This is a genomic window from Pantoea sp. PNA 03-3 (assembly GCF_003201175.1).
Lineage (GTDB): Bacteria > Pseudomonadota > Gammaproteobacteria > Enterobacterales > Enterobacteriaceae > Pantoea > Pantoea stewartii.
In genome coordinates, this window is record NZ_QICO01000001.1 from 734,977 (window position 1) to 754,144 (window position 19,168).

Genomic DNA, 19,168 nt, shown 5'->3' on the forward strand with positions numbered 1-19,168 from the left:
TCACGGCGGAACGACCGGGCTGATGGTGGCTGTTTCGGCTTTTTTGCGGCAAAAATCAGCATCACTCCGCCGGTCGGAAAATCCCTCACTGCCCTTTATCAGCGCAGTATGAACGGATGCAGCCTCGATGATGAACGCAGCAAAACAATGGCGGATTGGCGCATAAAGCAGAAGATAGCCGCTTTATACTCTGTTAAATCGCCAGAACCGGTCACCTGAAACGCGACCTGCGGTACAGCTCGGGCAGAGACGAAGGCGAGTCGCCTGCACATAACATTGCTTCTCTGTCCCGTCCTCAGCATATGCATGCCGCCCTTTTCAGGAGAGAGGACAGGGATATATCAGGCTGGGGATAGGACGGCACGTAATCTTTGCGCCACGGGGGCTTCTTCACTGGCACAGGCCCCATGCCTGCGCCCTTTCCTTTGCACCCTTTTTACACCGCACCCGATCTTTTTTACGCCACTTTTACACGCCGGGCGCTTAAATCAACGGCACCGGGCGCTGAGGCGTCCATGTAAAAGGAAACCGTTGATGAAATGTGTGAATGCGGCCTCTTTCCTGCCGGTTTGTGGTGATGCCGTGATTGCGGATCTTGCCGAGCAGCAGTGGCTGCGCCTGCTTTCTCCCCGTAAATGGTTCAGAGAGACAATGGAGGTCAACACCGATCCGTCCATGCTCAATCCGCGGCTGATTGCCCAGTGGCTGGGTTCGGCTATTCCCGATGCACGTCTGCTGACGCTGGCGCTGAACAGCAGTCTTTGCTTTGGCCTCTATCGTCATACCCGGCAGATCGGTTTTGCGCGGGTCGTTACCGATATGGCCGAAACCTGGGTTATACAGGACCTGTTTATCTCGCCAGAGTATCGCTATATCGGGCTGGGATCCTGGCTGCTCCACTGCTGTCTGACCCACCCTGGCGCCAGTGGCTGTCATCGCATTATTGCACTGAGCGACAGCGCCCAGGACTTTCTTGAACGCAACGGATTCATTTGCCATGCCTCACTGCCGGGTCTTTATCTCAGGGCGGTTGCGCCTTACGGCCTGAGCGACTCGTTGAGCGCTGACCGCGCCCACCACCATTAAGCGGACAGGACGCTTTGCCATGTGTGGCCTGCTGCAGTTTTTCATCCGACCTCAACCCGATCACGGCTGGACGCCGGGCACGGCAACTGATGCCCTGCCCGCCCATAAGGAAAACACCATGTCAGGTTTTATCCTGGTATCACATAATCATTCACAACGTTCCACGCTGTCTGCAATTTATGAAGGCCTGCTTTCCCGCCACGGCGGACTCTGGATAAGCTGGGATGGTGAGACGACAGTGCTGCCTTCTGATACACCAAGGCCGCTGAGCATTCAGCAGAAAGGCCCTTATGAAACGCTGACCTTTCCTCTGTCTTCCGCCGAAGTGAAAGAGGGTTATCACCATTATATTCATCAGGGATTGTGGCCGGTTTTCCACCAGCGTCCGGATTTGGCCCGCTTTTCTGCTGACGGCTATCGGGAATACAAAAAGGTTAACGAAGCCTATGCGCGGGTCATCTGTGATAACGCTATGCCCGATGACACCATCTGGATACAGGATTACCATCTGCTGGGCTGCGCCCATTACCTTCGTGAGGCCGGACTGACTAATCCTGTGGGCTTTTTCCTGCACCAGCCCTTTCCCTCAGGCACGATGATTGAGGCGATTCCCGACTGGCGCTGGCTCACGCAGTCGCTGCTGTGCTGTGATCTGCTTGGCTTTCAGACCGTTCAGGACCTGAACAACTTTATCGTCTGGCTGGAAAGCGAATTCCGCACCGAGCGCCTGAGCGTAGACAGCGTTCGCGTGCAGGGGCGGATTGTAAAGCTCGGCGTCTTTCCTGTCGGGATCGATCTGGATGATGTGCGCTGCCTGCGTGACAGCAACAGCTGTGCGTTTATGGAAATGCAGTGTCGTGAAAGCTTACCGGAAAACACCGTTCTGAGCGGCGGTCATCTTGATGAAAGCGCCGGACTGCCTTACCGCATCAGCGCGGTAGAAGTGTTACTGCGCAAACATGCCGTCTATCAAAAAAATATTACCCTGCTGCAACTGGCCCCGCCTGCTGCGGGCTACGCGGACCGGGCAGCGGCTGTCACGCACACGTTAGAAACCCTGTGCGGAGAATGTAATGGCGTGCATGGCATGATGAACTGGTATCCCGTGAATTGCCTGACGCATGCCTACAGCCGTGAGGAGCAGGCGGGTATTTATCGTGCCTCACGCGTCGCGCTGGTCACGCCCCTGATGTCAGGCATGAGTCTGATGGCGAAGATGTATGTGGCCCTGCAGGATCCAGAAAACCCGGGTGTGTTGATCCTGTCACAGTTCGCGGGCGCGGCGGAGCAGATGGACGGCGCGCTTATCGTCAATCCCTACGATCCGGATGCCATGGCCGATGCCATTCACAGTGCTCTGCTGATGCCGCTGCGTGAACGGCGACACCTGCACGCGCGCCTGATGAAGGGGTTACATCTGCATGACAGCCATCACTGGGCAGAGGCATTTCTGTCTGTGCTGGGCGGCATGCCGGTCATTCCGGGCACGGTTATGGCAGCCGCGCCCGCGTTGCGTCTGAGCAGCAGCCGGGTGCGCTACTGAGGTGACAGGCAAACGCTGCGCCAGTCAGCCCCCCTGGCGCCGGTTGCGGCACGGCAGACAACCTGACCGGGTCGCTGTCCTTTGCTGGCACGCCAGATCAACGCTTCACATCACAGCCGCTGTGCTTTCCAGCGCGGCAACAATCGCGGCTTCCATTTTTTCAGGAGAAGTGATGGGGGCAAATCGTCTGAGCGGTTTACCATCACGCGCGATCAGAAACTTAGTGAAATTCCACTTAATCCGCCCACCCAACACACCTGGCAATGCCTGTTTCAGGAAACGAAACACCGGGTGCGCTGCGCCGCCGTTGACCTCGACTTTCTCGAACATCGGGAAGCTCACGCCATAGTTGATATGGCAGGTCTGTGCGATATCGTCGGCATTACCGGGTTCCTGCCTGCCGAACTGGTTGCAGGGAAAGCCCAGTACCACCAGCCCCTGATCGGCATACTTTTTGTAAAGCGCTTCCAGGCCTGCATATTGGGGCGTGAAGCCACAATGACTGGCGGTATTCACCACCAACACCACCTTGCCAGCGTAGTCGGCCATCGTAATGCGCTCGCCATGTAAACGGGTAGCACTGAGTTGATAAAAGGCCGTCATAGTGTAATCCTCAGAGAAAAAACATTTACCGCCAGGACTGGCGCGCCGTACATAACAACACAGGGGCCCGGCAAGCCGACTTTTGATCGGCGGCGAAGGCGCTGGCAACAGGATGTGACCCGGCCCACCCGTTTTATGGCACACCCTCTTCGCGCTTAGCCAGGGATAACACTGGCTATGATATTTAAAAAGACGTGGCCAAAGCATAACAGAGAAATACGCCTGTCATTAAACCACCGGTGTACAGCGGAACGATGTCGCGTTAAGAAGAAAAGGCCCAGCCCCCGTGTTTACAGGCGTTTGTTGCCTGTCCCGTCAGAGCGGCTGTCTGGCTCATCCTGTCCGTTTCTCCCAACGTCATTGGGCGATCAGTTACTTTGAAACCTGATGATTTGACCTCTAAAAATCAGAATCCAAAATAAACCTGTACAATGACTGATTTGTTGTATAACTTAGATCTATACACTCAGCATAATAACTGTACAATGGAGAAACTTATGCAACACAGACTGCCCGTAACTGGCGTAAGTAAAGATGTTTCATCCTTCTTCAGCCGCGCATCACTGCCCTCTCAGCAGGAAACGTTGGGCGTTGTTGTGGTTGAAATACTCAGAGCAGGTCGTACGCTGAACCGCAAAGCGCTTTGCAAGTCGCTCATTGAACGTATGAGCCATGTTTCTTCTCCTCAGGAAGAAGAACACCTGCAGGAACTGTTGCGCCTTCTGTTCTGATACTGGCTGGAACCTTCTGAAAAGGACTTTGCGGCACAGTGGCTGACATACACGACAGCCGGGCAGGCAAAACTTATTCAGAGAGTAATAATGACATACAGTAAAGATGAAAAACTCCGTGACACACTCATTGGAGAGGCTGCCCTGGCATCCCTTGAGGAGCAGGGCAGCGTCACATTCAAGAGCGTGCTGGAAAATCTTGATGCCATCATGCGTTCTTCTGACAGCGAAGAGAAAAGCCGCGCAGTCAGCATGGCCATCAGTGAAATTAAAGCCGATATGGCCGCTCGTCGCTCTCCTGATGACAGGGACGATGACCATGCCGCCCATCTGTCACAAGATGCCGATGAAACCTCACGGAACTGACCGTGTCTCAGCGTTATACACGTCTGTCAAAGCAAGTCATTTACGATTAACGACACAAGCAGGCTGTCTGTTTGGGGGTGAAAACAGCGTCGAAGCGCTATCCCTGCCAGGCAAGGCTTTCTGGAAGACAAAACGTTTCGTATTACCGTGACCGGAACGACACCAGAGAGAGTAAGGCCCGATATTCTGCGCATGTAGCTTACGGCGACTGGCCCGACTGCGACGCAGATAAGAAGATGCCTGACGTGAAGCGGATATTAATGCATCTTTTTCATAAGCCGGATAATGAGTTCACCGCAGTCCGCGCGCGTTTTTGCCTCCATGGTATGTTCACTCATCGTCTGCAAGGCCTTCGTCAGGTCTTCAGGCATGACAGTGCCCTCCCGTCTCAGGAGCTGGCTGACGGTTCTGCCTACCAGAGCAAGCACCTCTTGTGAAATATCGTGCTCATTGTTTTTCAATCGTCCTCCCGGCAGGTGTATAAACATACAGTTTATCACTTTTCATCCCACCACCCAACCCTGGCTCTTTCTTGCGCTTTCAGGTTAAGACAGTGCAAATGAAACTGAACACCCGAAGAGATTACGCTAACGGTAATAACTTTAAATGAAAAAGATTTTCTCCCTTCCGGTCGCAGTGCCATTATGTTCCCTTTAACGCACGAATAACAGACCTGGTCTGGGTTACGCGTACCTGTTTCTGAGCGCATCACGACAGAACAGGGTAAGTGCTGAATATTTTAAGCAGGCATTATCTGCGGGGACGACTACAGTCAGTGGTGAGGTTGTCATAAATCGTACTTATGGAGGATTGACCGTGTTACTTCAAGACGACGAGAAAGGCCACGTCATTATTGGCGAAGCAGCATTGCACCTGGCGCTGGCTGACAGGGAAATAAACATTACTTCTCTGATGAATGAACTGAGACGCATGGCAACAGACAATTGCAGCGACGATCGCCTGAGTAAAATCCTGGAAGCCAGAACATGGCTAAGAGCATTTTTAACGCCCGGTCTCGTAAAGCAGCCAGTGCCCTACCTGCAGACACTTGCAGGCCTGAACGAAGAAAAGAAATAACGCCAATGGACGTAGTCCGGCCCCGGCCGGAAGACGACGATACGAGATAACCTCATCGGTCTCGCGCGAGCGTGTACCGGCCGGAGATACTGTCAGGGACGACACTTCACGGCATGTTGTGAATAACCACGGTGTTGTCTTTTGCTCCTCGTGCGGTCAAAACACGTTCTGTAAACGAAACGATCGCGTCAAACACGCGGATACAGCTGGCTCACGACGCGTGGCGCTTTCTTTCAAGTACGGCCGCCCCCCTTCCTCACTGTGTTCCCCTGACACTCACTTTCGGGTTGACTTTGCAGCCTGTCAGAAATATGCAGGACGATTTAACGTTGACCTGCGTGTCGTTTTGTTTATAGTGAGTCGCTGTTCTGCTCAGGAAAGCACCATTTTGCCCCCTGACAGGCATCGCCGTCTGCCCCGGACATCGCGTCCCGGCAGGAATGTCCTTCCTGAAAGCCCCTTATGGCCGTAAAGGAGAATTACCATCATGCGTCTTACGCCACCCTGAGTTTTCCCCCTTCCCTGGCGCACCGGCTTAACCGATCGCGCACGCAATAACATCCCGACTGCGGATGTGCTTTTGCATCACTAAATTTTGCCCGCATGGGCTTACTTTCATCTAAAAAACTGAGAAATCAATATGTTGCTGTCCTCGACGCGTAAGGACTGGCTGGGTAACGTCCGGGGTGACGTCCTTGCCGGTATTGTGGTCGCGCTCGCCCTTATTCCAGAAGCGATCGCCTTTTCGATTATCGCTGGCGTAGATCCCCAGGTCGGACTCTACTCCGCGTTCTGTATTCCCTTCGTTATGGCCTTTCTCGGTGGCCGACCGGCGATGATTTCGTCCGCCACCGGCGCGATGGCGCTGCTGATGGTCACGCTGGTTAAAGAGCACGGCTTGCAGTATCTGCTGGCGACCTCCGTGCTGACCGGCCTTCTGCAGTTGCTGGCAGGCTATCTCAGGTTAGGCAGTCTGATGCGCTACGTCTCCCGCTCGGTGGTGACCGGCTTCGTCAACGCGCTGGCCATCCTGATATTTATGGCCCAGTTGCCGGAACTGACTCATGTGAGCTGGCAGGTTTATGCCCTGACCGCTGCCGGGCTCGGCATCATTTATCTTTTCCCCCGGATCACCAAAGCCATCCCTTCCCCCCTGGTCTGCATTATTGTTCTGACTGCAATCTCTGTATGGCTCCATCTGGATGTGCGCACCGTCGGCGATATGGGCAGGCTGCCCGACAGCCTGCCCGTGTTTCTGATCCCGGACATTCCGCTGAATCTGCACACCCTGCTGATCATCCTGCCTTACGCCGCAGGCCTGGCTGTGGTGGGATTGCTGGAGTCGATGATGACCGCCACCATCGTGGATGACATGACCGATACAGGCAGCGATAAAAACCGCGAGTGCAAAGCGCAAGGGATCGCCAACATCTGTACCGCCTTTATTGGCGGTATGGCGGGCTGCGCCATGATTGGTCAGTCGGTGATTAACGTGAAGTCGGGCGGCCGGGGACGGTTGTCTACCCTGACAGCGGGCGTGGTGTTACTGCTGATGGTGGTCTTTCTGCGCCAGTGGGTGTCTCAGATCCCGATGGCAGCCCTGGTCGCCGTGATGATTATGGTATCTGTAGGAACCTTCTCCTGGCAGTCGATTGCCAACCTGCGCACCCATCCCATGTCCACCAGCGTGGTGATGCTGGCCACCGTCGTCGTTGTGGTCGCCACTCACAACCTGGCGCTGGGTGTGCTGATCGGCGTACTGATTGCCTCGCTGAACTTTGCCACTAAAGTGGCGCGCTTTATGGCGGTGTCCTCTGAACGGCAAGGCAACACACGAATTTATACCGTGACGGGCCAGGTCTTTTTTGCCTCGTCCGATCGCTTCACCCGCCATTTTGACGTCAGCGAGGAGGTGGAACGCGTCATTATTGATGTCACCCATGCACATTTCTGGGACATCACGTCAGTGAGCGCGCTGGACCGCATCGTGATCAAGTTCCGGCGGGAAGGCACGGAGGTCGGGCTGCGGGGAATGAATGCGGCAACGCAAACTTTGGTTGACCGCTTCGGCGTGCATGACAAACCTGACGAGGTCGAAAGACTGATGAACGGTCACTGAGAAACAGGGCTGGGGCTGTTTGTCCCAGCCACTGGAGGCGTGGCCAGACGCGCCACGCTTTCCCGCAGTTGAGTGTTTCAGATGGGCCTTCTACGCTTAAGCCTGACCAGATGGGCGTTACTGTACCGTCTGTTTATACTCAACGGTTAACGGAGGTCAAATGACAGACACGACTGTCACCCGTAAAGATACCCACACGCTTTTTTTTGATGTCAATGAAACCCTCCTGGATACCGCGCCGTTAAAAGCCTGTGTGGTGCGTCGCCTGGGCAATAAACCCGAACGCGCAGAAGCCTGGTTCACTTCGCTGCTGCATTACTCGCTGGTGGAATCCGTCACAGGCAGCTGGAACAGCTTTGGTGATATCGCAGAAGCCGTGCTGCAGATGACCGCCGAACGCTATGGGATCACGCCTTTACCTGACGCTACTTCGCTGGCTGACGCCTTATCGGCCATGCCGGCTTTTCCTGACGTTGCAGACGGTTTATCCGCATTAAAATCGCACGGCCTGACGCTGGTGGCGTTGACGAACTCGTCACAGGCGCTGGCTGAAAAACAACTCAGTCAGGCTGGGCTAAGCTCTTTTTTCAGCCGGGTGCTCAGCGTCGAGTCATTACAGGTCTATAAGCCGGATTTGCGCGTTTATCGCTGGGCAATGGATGAAATGAAACAGCCAGCCACATCATGCATGATGGTAGCCGCGCACGGCTGGGATGTCGGCGGTGCGAAGCGCGCGGGGATGAAAACCGCCTTTATCGCGCGGCCGGGACAAACGCCTTTCCCGTTGGCGCCTGAACCCGATGTGATCGTCAGGGATATTGGCGCGCTTGCCGCTGTGTTCACTCACCGGTGAAACAGAACCTGCCCCGCGGTAACGACAGCCCACAGGGCAGAAAAACCCACGCAACCCTGCTATGATCGCCGCCTGAAAGCAGTAAGCACTTTCCCTGAGGACCTGATATGACCCCTGATGTTCCACTCAAGTATTATGACATTGCTGAAGAATACGCGGCAGAAACAGCAACGCCGGTCAGCGAGTCAGAACATGATGCGCTGGCGCACTACTTCCAGTTACTGATTACCCGGCTGATGAATAACGAAGCGATCAGCGAAGACGCGCAGCAGGAGATGGCCGCCGAGGCAGGCATTGATGCGGCGCGTATTGACGAGATCGCCACCTTTCTGAATCAATGGGGCAATGAGGACTAATGTCGATAACTGATGCACGTCCGTGCATCAGTTTTATGGGCTGCCTGTCCGCTTTCTGTTTCTTTTAATATATGGACTCAAAAAAAGGATTTTTCACACTCAGCAGGAGCAAGAGGAACGGCACAATGCCTGATGTGGGCGGTCAAAAAAGTGAATGTCATAACTGAGCGCCGTCATGAAAAACTGCACCTGTGCCGGGCACAGGCGCAGACGATAAAGGCTAGGACGCGTGTTTGCCGAAGGATACCGACTCCTCCTCCTCATTGGTAATATTAGGTTTCGCCAGGCTGGCGCTCACGCCCCAAAAGTAGCAGACCAGGGATGCGACAATGATAAGGATCATATCGAATGGCGTGCTAATCACGCCGCTCCCGCCGTAGGTACCGAGCATGGAAATCACCATCACCACAATGTAGTAAGCCAGCAGCCACCAGGCGCAACGCAGATCCTGACTGAATTCGCTGTTCTTCTTACCAAAGACGGCGTAAGCGACCCAGGCAATAATCAGGATCGGGATAAGAATCTCATTGACCGACCAGCCGCTCCAGTAAATCAGGAGCGTACTGGCTACAAACGCCAGCGGACTGAGCAGCCCGGCTATCGGCAGGCGAAACGGGCGCTGCATGTCCGGCAGGTGACGACGAAATGTGCCCAGCGTGATCGGGCCCGGCATATAGGTAAAGACGGTGGCCGAGGTGACCGCACCGATTAATCCGCCCCAGACCTGAAACTCAGAAGGCAGCGTCCAGGCGATGGCCAGCAGCAGCGATAACCACAATGCGCCGCGTGGTACGCCCGATTTTGCATCCACTTCACCAAACACTTTAAACAGATGACCGTTACGCGCCCAGGCAAACAGCACGCGCGCAGCCCCCGCCAGATAGATGTTGCCGGTTCCGGCCGGAGAAATCACGGCGTCGATAAGAATCAGGTTAATCAGCCAGGTCAGTCCCAGGCTGCGCGCTAAATCGGCATAGGGCGACTGGAACACCTGCTTCAGCCCGGCCCAGCCATGTTGTGACAGTAAATCGGCCGGCACCGCGCCCATAAAGGCATACTGCAGGGCCAGGTAAATCACGAAGCTGACGGCAATGGCAATACCAATCGCCAGCGGTACGTTGCGCTGTGGGTTTTTGGCTTCACTCGCAAAATCCACGGCCTGGCGAAAACCAAGGTAGGCAAAGACAATCCCTGCCCCCGTCAGCGAGCTAAAAACACCATGCGCCCCGCCCGGCGGTGCTGGCGGAACGTCAAGATTCGGCGCATGAAAGTAAAGCAGGAGCGTAATGATGGTCAGTACCGGCACGATAAATTTGAAGGTGGTAACAATGGTATTCACACGACCAAAGAAACTCACGCTCCAGTAGTTAAGCAGGAAAAATACCACCAGCAGCCCAATCTGCACCACAAACCCCAATCCCGTTGGGCTGCCGTCCGTATGCCCCAGGGCAGGCCACCAGTAAATCGCGTACTGACGAACAGCCTCCACTTCCACTCCGGCGGTGCTGGTATACGCCAGCAGAGAACTGACACCAATAACAAAGCCGACAATATTGCCGTGCGAATAGTTGGGATAACGCACAAAACCCCCTGCGCGCGGCAACGCCGAGGAAAGCTCGGCGTAAACCAGGCCAATCATCAGCACAATCACCGCACCCAGTACCCAGGCCCAGCCGGTATAGCTGCCTGCATAACCGGAGCTGTTAAGGGCGGCATACAGCCAGCCCGACCCGATCATGGAGCCGATGCCCAGTAACGACAGATCGACCAGTCCTAATTTCTTTTTAAGTCCCGTGGACGCCATAATATGCCCCTGTATGATTTTGATTATTAGATGTTGTGCGTGGGAATAAAGCATATTGTGTGCCAGCACTATTTTACTGTCGTGATGGTTTATGTAAGAAACATTCTGGTTCACATAAGCAGGCGATAAAGGGTTTCAGGCGATGCTTTCTACGGAAATAAACAGATCTGTCGACAATCAGGGCAAAATTAAGCAGGAGATCACGGTGCAAGGCGCACTGCAATGATCCGAAAAATATATTGTGAAGGTAATTGAAACATTCCGTCACCGGTAAAAAAGTCATGACACAATTTTGGACGCCTCTGAGCCTGAAAGCCGGTGAAACAGCCCCCTGAGAAACTGACGCGCCTACCTTCTGCCTTGCCTTAGTCAGGCTTTGTACGCCCGCCGTTCGCATTTTGCCGGGCCATCCGATCCGGGAACGTCAGACGCAAAAACAGGCTTTCCTCATCCTCATTAATACGATCAATAAGAGCGGGCAGTCACAGACGGCGTTTTTTTGCACCAGGCCGACACGTAAAGATGTGTTCTGGCCTGCCGGGAATAAAAACAGATTGGTCAGGCGGCACGGAACTTTTTTATCTGGCCCGCTGATGGTGTGTTAATACCCTGTCCGCAACATGAAGGGAGAATAAGTGAGAAAATGACGCAGTGCGGTGCCCTTATTTAAACAGCGGATGTCAGTGAATCATCTTTATTAAACGGGCACATTTTGCGCCTGTTGCCAGCGTCCTGAACGGATCCGGTAATCCAGCCCGTCCGGGCTGGATTACCGGCACAACAGGCTCCCGGGAAAGCCACCGTTACCCGATACTCAACTTTGGGTAGGCTTCCCACTATACCGGCTGATCGGTTTTTCAGACGGCTGTTTCATCTCACGTCCAAACGCGCGGACGCCTGCCAGAGCCGGTTTAATCCCGCGCCATAACTCTTCATCTTTCAGTAATCGGATGATGCCGCGGATGCCGGGGGCGCTTTTGTCTTCCCCGGCCAGTCCGGCCCCCCGCATCGCTTTTGCGGCATTAACGATCCCCAACAGCACAGGATTGAACTCTTCGGGGGGAATCGTTGCCAGCGCCTTAAAGACCAGGGACAGATTCTGCATGGCATTAAGCGCTCCAGGCTGGTTCAGGCCGTCAACCAGCACTCCGGCAATCTGGGTATTGGCATTGACGATATCTGTAGCCAGACGCAGGAAGCCATGTTGATGAAGGCTTTCCAGCAGCGTGGCAAGGGCTTCGTTTGCTGTGGGCTCGGTGCGCGTGGGCGGCACGTCATACTTTAGCGGTTCAGCCATTAAAACTTCTCCGGATGGGCGGTGTGTTCAGGCGGCAGCGTATAACCTGGCTGACGCCATTTATCCTCAACGGGCAGATGATCGCGCGGCGTGCGGTGCCCATGGCGAAAATTGTGCGACGGCAGCGGTGAAGCGTGAGGAGGACGCGCCAGCTTCTCCAGGCGAATGGCAATTTCTTTATAGGCTGGCGTCTGCACGTCAGGATCGTGATGATCCCCCGTGAGTCCGTTTACGCCCGGCTTACCATGATGTATCGGGATAAAAAGGATATTACCTGCCACGCGTTCAGTAATGATCACCGGCACCTCAAGCGCACCGCGCCGTGACGTCAGTCTGACCCAGTCGCCTTCCTGCAAGTGACGCTCCTGCGCCAGTGCGGGGCTGATTTCAACGTACCAGTGAGGCGACAGCGAGGTGATTCGTCCCCCCGCCCCCGTCTGGTTGGTGGCCTGAAAATGCTCCAGCATGCGGCCGTTATTAAGCAGCAGATCATAATGGGCATCGCTCTCCTCGGCAGGCGCTTCCCACTGCAACGGATAAAGCCGCGCTTTGCCATCGGGGAAGTGAAAACCGTCGGTATAGAGCAACGGCGTGCTACTGCCGTCGGCGCTGACAGGCCAGAGCTGTGACTGCCAGCCCGCCAGCCGGTCATAGCTGACGCCGGCAAAGATACCGGCGATGCGCGCCGCTTCCGCCATAATGTCGGCGGGATGCTGATAATACCAGGGATGGCCCAAGCGGCTGGCGAGTTCGGTCAGTATCCGCCAGTCGGGACGACTGTCGCCTAAGGGCGGTAGCACCTCGTAAAAGCGCTGAATACGCCGTTCGGTGTTCACAAACGTCCCCTCTTTTTCGACGCTCGGGCAGGCAGGCAACACGACATCCGCAAATTCTGCCGTCCGGCTCATAAAGATATCCTGCACCACCATAAAATCGAGCCGACTGAACGCCTCATGGACTTTTGTGGAATGCGCATCCGCAAATGCCGTTTCTTCACCAATGATGTACATCGCTTTCAGCGTGCCCTGATGCGCCTGCTCGATCATCCGGTAATTATCTGCGCCCACTTCCGCCGAAAGCGCTTCCGGATCGACGCCCCAGGCCGCCGCCCATTTTTGCCGCACGGCCGGATCCGTAACGCTTTCATAGCCGGGATAGACATTACTCAGGCAGCCAAAATCACTGGCCCCCTGCACATTATTGTGGCCGCGCATGGGATACCCGCCGGTGCCTGGCTTACCATAGTTGCCGGTCACCAGCAGCAGATTCGAGAGTGCGGTGCTGGTATCCGAACCGTGACTGTGCTGCGTAATGCCCATCGCCCACAACAGACAGGCGCTTTTGGCCTGGCCTATCATTTCTGCCGCGTTCGTCAGTTCCTGCACGCTCAGACCGGTTAACTGACTGGCATAGTCGAGCGTGAAAGGCGCCAGCGACGCCCGAAACTCGGCGACGTTATTGACCTTTTCGGCAAGAAAGGCCTCATCGGCATAGCCGTGATCGAACATGTAACGCGCCATCGCCGATGCCCACACCATGTCATAACCCGGCTTAATCCGCAGGTACAGATCCGCGCGCTCAGCCATTTCATGGCGACGGGGATCCACAACGAGAAGCTGCTGCCCGTGATGTTTATGGGACTGTTTGATATGGGAGGCAATGACCGGGTGATTTTCTGCAATGTTGCTGCCGACGATAATGATCAGCGACGCCTGCTGCATATCCTTGATGGTTCCCGCGTCGCCCCCATGCCCGACGGTCCGGAACAATCCCTGGGTGGCAGGGTTTTGACAATAACGGGAGGAGTTATCGACATTGTTGGTGCCAAAGATTAAACGGGCGATTTTTTGTGTCAGATAGGCTTCTTCATTACTGGCTTTACTGGAACCGATAAAGCCGATGCTGTTGCCGCCCGACTGTCGATGAATCTGCGTCAGGCGCTGGACGATAACCGCCAGCGCTTCATCCCAGCTGGCGGGACGAAAGCGCCCCTGCTCACGGATAAGCGGGGTAGTCAGGCGGTGCGGATCATTCACAAAATCCCAGCCAAACTTGCCTTTTACACAGGTTGAAATGCCGTTTGCGGGTGCATCTGCAACCGGCTGCACTTTTAAGATGTGGCGATCACGCGTCCACATTTCAAAACTGCAGCCTACGCCACAATAAGTGCAGACCGTTTTCGTTTTTTTAATTTCAGACTGGCGCATCGCCATATCGATCAGTGAAACACCGGTAACGGGTCCCGCGCCGATGCTGTTTTCCAGTTTTTTAACCACGTCAATCAGCGGACGCTTCACGGTTTCCGGCATATTGGTGAAGGGACCGGCATTGGGCTGCATCGTTTTTTCCAGCAGCGCATTGCAGGGGCAAACGGTAACGCAATGGCCGCAGCTCACACAGCTTGATCCGGCTATGCGCTCGCCACCGTCCCACAATACGCGCGGATGGTCGGCGGTGTAATCGATAGACAGCGTTTCGTTTACCTCGACGTTCTGGCACGCCTCTACACAGCGACCACAGAGGATACACTGGTCAGGATCGTAAGTATAAAAGGGGTTGGTATGGTCTTTTTCCGCAGGTTTACGTTCATAGGGATAATACTGGATCGGTATCGCCATATCGCTGACCGCGTTGTGTAAGGTGCAGTCGCCGGTATTGTGTTCGCATACCGTACAGTAAAGTTCATGGCGCGCTAAAACGCGGTCCATGCCCTCTTCCTGCGCCGCCTGCGCCTGCGGATCTACACTGCTGACCACCATGTCGTGCACGGTTTCTAGCGTACATCCCCGCACCAGTTTGCCCGCATGCTCTACCCAACAGACATCACAGGTTTCCAGTGGCTTCAGAGCGGGGTGATAACAGACATGCGGCAGTTTTTTGCCGTGCAGTTCGAGAAAATCAATCAGGGGCAAACCTGCCTGACCTGACAGCCGTTCCCCGTTGTAGACAATGGTGCATGTTTCCATGATTTTACCTTTTTTCTTTTCGCGGATGGGATAAGCGGTCATCGGCTTTCTGCCTGTATAAAGGCCAGGTAATTTTTATTTCCTGTTAAAACTAGTTGTGCACAGTCGATAAATCAGGCGAGACGGCAGGAGAATTTGAGGGAAAAGGGGTAACAAAGTGTAAGCGCAATATCGGAAACAGGATTCTTATACCAACGGAATATGAAACAGGCAGCCAGCCACCAGGAAAACTCTTAAATTCTTTTTTTTGCTCCCTTCCTGATAGTTTTAGGTTGCCGCTTACGCTTGCGAAAAAATATTTTGTGAAATTAACTTAGCGACAGGTTTCCCCCAAACCGAATTTCACTGTTTCACTTAACCGCCGCGCCGGCGGTTTTTTTTCGCTTAAATAAAGCCAGCAAATGACGTAGCGCCATCATATAACAGACCCGCGTTTTTTCGGTGCATACTTTCGGATGCCAAACGATTATATTCACGTTTCTCTCGTATTATAAACGCCGCCCTGTACCAGACCTTTCCACAGCAGGTATGGGCTGTGACTTACGCTGGCACAGTGAAGGCGAGGCGGCCTCGTCCTTTGCCAGCCATGCTGTTGAGATAAAACGTCATCGGTCAGCCAGCTAACCACAGGGGCCGTCTTTAACCGCCAACAGTCCGGTCCCCCGTACTCAGACGAGATCCCAGACTGCTGCGGCCCGGTTAACTGCGAATTATTCAGGGTTTTAAAATCACTTTTGTCCACCCGCTGTCGCGGTTGTCAAAATGTTTATAGCCCTCTGCGGCTTCTGTCAGTTGCAGCCGGTGGGAAATGATTTGTCCCGGCTTCGCTTTGTCCTGCGCGATCAGACGCGCCAGCTGGCGGTTATAGGCTTTGACGTTTGCCTGGCCAGTGCGGACAGACTGGCCTTTAAACCAGAAGCTGCCGAAGTCGAAAGGCATTTTACCTTCTTTCGCCAGATCGGTGGCAGCACCAGGATCCTGTGGCACAAACACGCCCACCACACCAATGCCGCCCGTCGCTTTGGTGGAGGCCACCAGGCTGTTCATGGTGTCGGCGTTATCTTCAACCCCATGTTTGTTACAGCACTGATATCCCACACATTCGCAGCCACAATCGGTGCCCCGGCCATCCGTCAGGTCGAGGATTTTATTTACCGCATCGGCCCCGGTGGCATTAATGGCAATGGCACCGAGTTTTTCAGCCAACGCCAGCCTGTCGGCGTGCGTGTCCACGACGTACACTTCGGAGGCACCCTTGATAATCGCCGAATGCGCCGCCATCAGTCCTACCGGCCCAGCGCCATAGATAGCCACACTTTCACCGGGTTTGAGCCCCGCCAGTTCAGTGGCATGCCAGCCGGTGGGAAAAATATCAGACAGCATGACGTAATCGTCTTCCTTTTCAACCGCATCGGGTGGCAGCACCAGGCAGTTAAAATCGGCAAAGGGTACGCGCAATAATTCTGCCTGACCACCAGACCAGGGCCCCATTTCGGCAAAGCCGTACGCCGCCCCTGCCGTGCCTGGATTAGTAGTCAGGCAGAAGCCTGTCAGCCCTTTTTCACAGTTTTCGCAGAATCCGCAGCCGACGTTGAAAGGCAGGCAGACATAATCTCCGACTTTCACGCGCTCCACACCGCTGCCGATCTCTACCACCTGCCCCAGATTTTCATGGCCCAGGATACGGCCCTGTTCGAAGCTGGTACGCCCTTCGTACATATGAAGATCGGATCCGCAAATATTGGTGGTGGTGATACGAACCAGAACATCCGTGGGACGCTCAATTTTGGCATCGGGCACGTCTTTTACTGACACATCGTATGGTCCGTTATAAACGACTGCTTTCATATTTTCCCCCTCGGGTCATGGATGATTTGGCGCCCACCGGCCCTGACCGGGACGGCGAGCAGCATCAGATTTTCTGGGCTGGTTAATCAGCCTGACGCTAATCGTGCGTTCGCTGTGGAAAGAGGCCGTTCGCTTAAAATACGCGTGACTAAAAAGCGTGATTGCCTGCCCTGTTTTTAAAATAATTAGGGTTGCGCAATATTTTCGGATATTTCCGACAAATTTAACTACGGCGGAATAATGACAGATTCCCTCTGGAATGACCTGCGATACATTTCTCCTTCGTGGTTAAGATTTGCCTTCATGTTCTTTTTAAATCAGTCTTAAAAGCGTAACTGAGATAAATAAAATTGCTGCTCATCGTGAAAATTAATTCAAATAAAAATAACTTAGACTTTTTTTACAATGACTTATCTGAGAAGGTGATTATGTGAACGGAAGTTACAAAGGAGAAAAGCGAAGCCGCCTGCTGATTTAATGCACAGCAATGCCGTAAACCTGAACAGATTAATTACAGACGGTATCCGAAAACATGCATTCCTTATGTCTGACAGAAAATCGTGTTTATTTTTCACAGGTTGCGCATTATGCCCGGCAGAGGATTATCACGGCCTGGTTTATATTACCTTTCTGCGTGTTAATTTATCATGGCAGTATTCGCGCTTGTGGCCCGTTCCCGCCGGGCTTTCGAATTACAGGCTGTCGGATGCTTTCACTGTCAATACAGACTCAGGCAATACGCTGATCCTGCCTGTGTGCTAACGGTTCTTTCCTTCGGTGCTGAGCCGGTCTGGCGGGTCAGACCGGTGTGCAGACATAAACGTGCACAACGCTATCAGGCAGGGAGATGACAGCAGGTAAGTGATCTCCGGCCTGCCCCATCCGATGAGGTGCCTGCGGGGGCGCAGGTTTTTTACGATGCGGCAGCGTGCTCATTCAGCCTGGTTTTGAACGTCCCGGCAATATCTTACTTTCCGCGCCCTGCTGTTTAGCGGAAAAATCCTGTTCCACAGGGTGTTCTGTGCCCATCCGGCTACTGATGTCGATACCGAACACACAGAAGCCCAGCAAGTCTTTGGCTTCATCCTCCACCCGGGTAATGATAACCAGATCAATACGGCCGCCCGGCAGCGTCACTTCATAAGGCGGATAAGGCAGCCCTTTTTCGCGGAAGTCCTGAAGCCATAACAGTTTATCCGCCTCCGAAGGGATGACTTCATAGATATAACGGTCGATGAGATCGTCCAGCTCCCAGCAGACGCGTTCGGCGAAGGTCTCACTGGCATCCACGATCCGGAGATCCGTGTTGAGGAAACAGATAGAGGTCCCGGGCGCAGCGTACATGGACGAGATCTGATGCGCGCGCTGATCGAGAGACATGCGTTGTACCCTGCGATGAAATTTTTTACCCGGTCGGGTGAGTAGCAACGCGTGCGTCTCATCTGCGGTCAGCGGCTTGCCGAATAAATAGCCCTGCGCATAGGTGCAGCCTATTTTCCGCAGCATTTCCGCCTCTTCCTCTGTTTCAACCCCTTCGGCGATCACGTCCATATCCAGGCTGCGTCCCAGGCCGACAACGCTGGAAACAATCTTGCGACTGTCCTTTTGGTGCAGCATTGAGCGAATGAAACTGCTGTCGATTTTGATTGTGGTGGCAGGAAGCTGAATGAGCCAGGCCAGGCTTGAGAATCCGGTGCCAAAGTCATCCATTGCTATCATGCAGCCCATATCTGAAAGGTAATCAATCTGCGCACGCGCTGAATCCACATCATCTATCAGAGCCGTTTCGGTGATTTCTATCTTGAGCCTGGGCAAACTGAAGGCGTACTGATTTGCCACGTGCTTGATGATGTCAGGCAGATGACGGCCCTTCAGTTGGGAAGGCGAAACATTAACCGATAAAAACTGCTGTTCGGGCCAGGTGCCTGCGGTCAGGATGCCCTGAGTTAACAGGACGGCGGTCAGTTCATTCAGCAGGCCCTGACGTTCCATTTCGGGAATGAATTGATCGGGCGGGATAATAAGCCCGTCCGGTAAAACGCGGCGGGCCAGCATTTCAAAGCCGACTACCCGCTCATCCTCGAGCGACACAATCGGCTGAAAATAAGGCGTAAATTCTCCGGCCTGAAGCCGTTTCTTAAAGCAGGTATGCAATGTCGCATTTTTTCTTTTCGTGTTCATTCAGGTGCCTGCAACCTGCCGCGTGTTTTCATCCGGCCGTTATGGGTGATCGGTTAGTCGTTAAGTCCTCATAAAATGACGAGGTTTCATATCTGAAAAAGGCGCGCCGGCGGAATGTCTGCCGTCACCCTCTCTTTCAGTCAGTCATGAAAGGTTGAGCCACCGTGAGACGGCCGCATCATATTGCTGCACGTCGGGAAACGCCGGACGTTTTGCCTTTCATTCTTCTGCCAGCACTTGCGCTGTGATCGTGTTATCGGCATTAAACAAGCGAACCGTAGTGATTTATGCTTTTCAGTTGCGAATCACCTCGCATGATCCCCGCCAAGCCCCTGCCC

General features: G+C 54.1%; 15 protein-coding genes. 8 read left to right on the plus strand and 7 right to left on the minus strand.

Features of this window, described 5'->3' with window-relative positions:
- The first annotated feature begins 534 nt into the window (after positions 1-534).
- Both C7433_RS03370 and C7433_RS03375 read left to right on the plus strand, forming a co-directional pair.
- Positions 535-1,086, plus strand: coding sequence for a GNAT family N-acetyltransferase (locus C7433_RS03370; protein ID WP_110267604.1), 552 nt, complete (start codon positions 535-537; stop codon positions 1,084-1,086).
- A gap of 118 nt (positions 1,087-1,204) precedes the next feature.
- Positions 1,205-2,629 carry a trehalose-6-phosphate synthase gene (locus C7433_RS03375; protein WP_110267817.1) on the plus strand — a complete coding sequence of 475 codons (1,425 nt, stop codon included), beginning with the start codon at positions 1,205-1,207 and terminating at the stop codon, positions 2,627-2,629.
- Positions 2,630-2,734: 105 nt separating this feature from the next.
- Here the strand turns inward: C7433_RS03375 and C7433_RS03380 are convergent, their stop codons facing one another.
- A complete protein-coding gene (locus tag C7433_RS03380) occupies positions 2,735-3,232 on the minus strand; it encodes a glutathione peroxidase (RefSeq protein ID WP_110267605.1) in 498 nt (165 codons plus the stop codon).
- A 497-nt stretch (positions 3,233-3,729) separates the two neighbouring features.
- On the opposite strand from C7433_RS03380, the gene ycgZ reads away from it, so the two are divergent.
- On the plus strand, positions 3,730-3,963 hold the full coding sequence (ycgZ, locus tag C7433_RS03385) for a regulatory protein YcgZ (protein WP_006119672.1): 234 nt from the start codon (positions 3,730-3,732) through the stop codon (positions 3,961-3,963).
- A gap of 90 nt (positions 3,964-4,053) precedes the next feature.
- Positions 4,054-4,329, plus strand: coding sequence for a hypothetical protein (locus C7433_RS03390; protein WP_033741039.1), 276 nt, complete (start codon positions 4,054-4,056; stop codon positions 4,327-4,329).
- 257 nt (positions 4,330-4,586) lie between these two features.
- Here C7433_RS03390 and C7433_RS03395 read toward each other — a convergent pair whose 3' ends face one another.
- A complete protein-coding gene (locus C7433_RS03395) occupies positions 4,587-4,790 on the minus strand; it encodes a hypothetical protein (protein ID WP_110267818.1) in 204 nt (67 codons plus the stop codon).
- A gap of 355 nt (positions 4,791-5,145) precedes the next feature.
- Between C7433_RS03395 and C7433_RS03400 the strand changes: the two genes are divergently transcribed.
- From C7433_RS03400 to C7433_RS03415, 4 genes are all read left to right on the plus strand, one after another.
- The gene (locus tag C7433_RS03400) at positions 5,146-5,406 is read left to right on the plus strand and encodes a hypothetical protein (RefSeq protein ID WP_006119675.1); all 261 of its coding nucleotides are present in this window, start codon (positions 5,146-5,148) and stop codon (positions 5,404-5,406) included.
- Between the two features lie 640 nt (positions 5,407-6,046).
- Positions 6,047-7,525, plus strand: coding sequence for a SulP family inorganic anion transporter (locus tag C7433_RS03405; protein ID WP_058708732.1), 1,479 nt, complete (start codon positions 6,047-6,049; stop codon positions 7,523-7,525).
- Positions 7,526-7,685: 160 nt separating this feature from the next.
- Positions 7,686-8,378 carry a haloacid dehalogenase type II gene (locus tag C7433_RS03410; RefSeq protein WP_110267606.1) on the plus strand — a complete coding sequence of 231 codons (693 nt, stop codon included), beginning with the start codon at positions 7,686-7,688 and terminating at the stop codon, positions 8,376-8,378.
- A gap of 107 nt (positions 8,379-8,485) precedes the next feature.
- Entirely contained in the window at positions 8,486-8,734 is a 249-nt protein-coding gene (locus C7433_RS03415) for a DUF2543 family protein (RefSeq protein WP_006119678.1), read from the plus strand.
- Positions 8,735-8,954: 220 nt separating this feature from the next.
- Here the strand turns inward: C7433_RS03415 and C7433_RS03420 are convergent, their stop codons facing one another.
- The 5 genes from C7433_RS03420 to C7433_RS03445 all read right to left on the minus strand — a co-directional run bounded on the left by C7433_RS03420 (position 8,955) and on the right by C7433_RS03445 (position 18,830).
- Positions 8,955-10,538 carry an APC family permease gene (locus C7433_RS03420; RefSeq protein ID WP_110267607.1) on the minus strand — a complete coding sequence of 528 codons (1,584 nt, stop codon included), beginning with the start codon at positions 10,536-10,538 and terminating at the stop codon, positions 8,955-8,957.
- A gap of 814 nt (positions 10,539-11,352) precedes the next feature.
- A complete protein-coding gene (locus C7433_RS03425; protein WP_039340755.1) occupies positions 11,353-11,835 on the minus strand; it encodes a DUF1641 domain-containing protein in 483 nt (160 codons plus the stop codon).
- Complete coding sequence (fdhF, locus tag C7433_RS03430; RefSeq protein ID WP_058701735.1) at positions 11,835-14,801, minus strand: formate dehydrogenase subunit alpha; 2,967 nt, start codon at positions 14,799-14,801, stop codon at positions 11,835-11,837. The genes C7433_RS03425 and fdhF overlap by 1 nt, the downstream gene beginning before the upstream one ends.
- A gap of 714 nt (positions 14,802-15,515) precedes the next feature.
- Positions 15,516-16,649 (minus strand): glutathione-independent formaldehyde dehydrogenase, encoded by a 1,134-nt coding sequence (locus C7433_RS03435; protein WP_033741031.1) that lies wholly within the window; start codon positions 16,647-16,649, stop codon positions 15,516-15,518.
- Between the two features lie 936 nt (positions 16,650-17,585).
- A complete protein-coding gene (locus C7433_RS03445; protein WP_110267609.1) occupies positions 17,586-18,830 on the minus strand; it encodes an EAL domain-containing protein in 1,245 nt (414 codons plus the stop codon).
- Positions 18,831-19,168 lie beyond the last annotated feature (338 nt).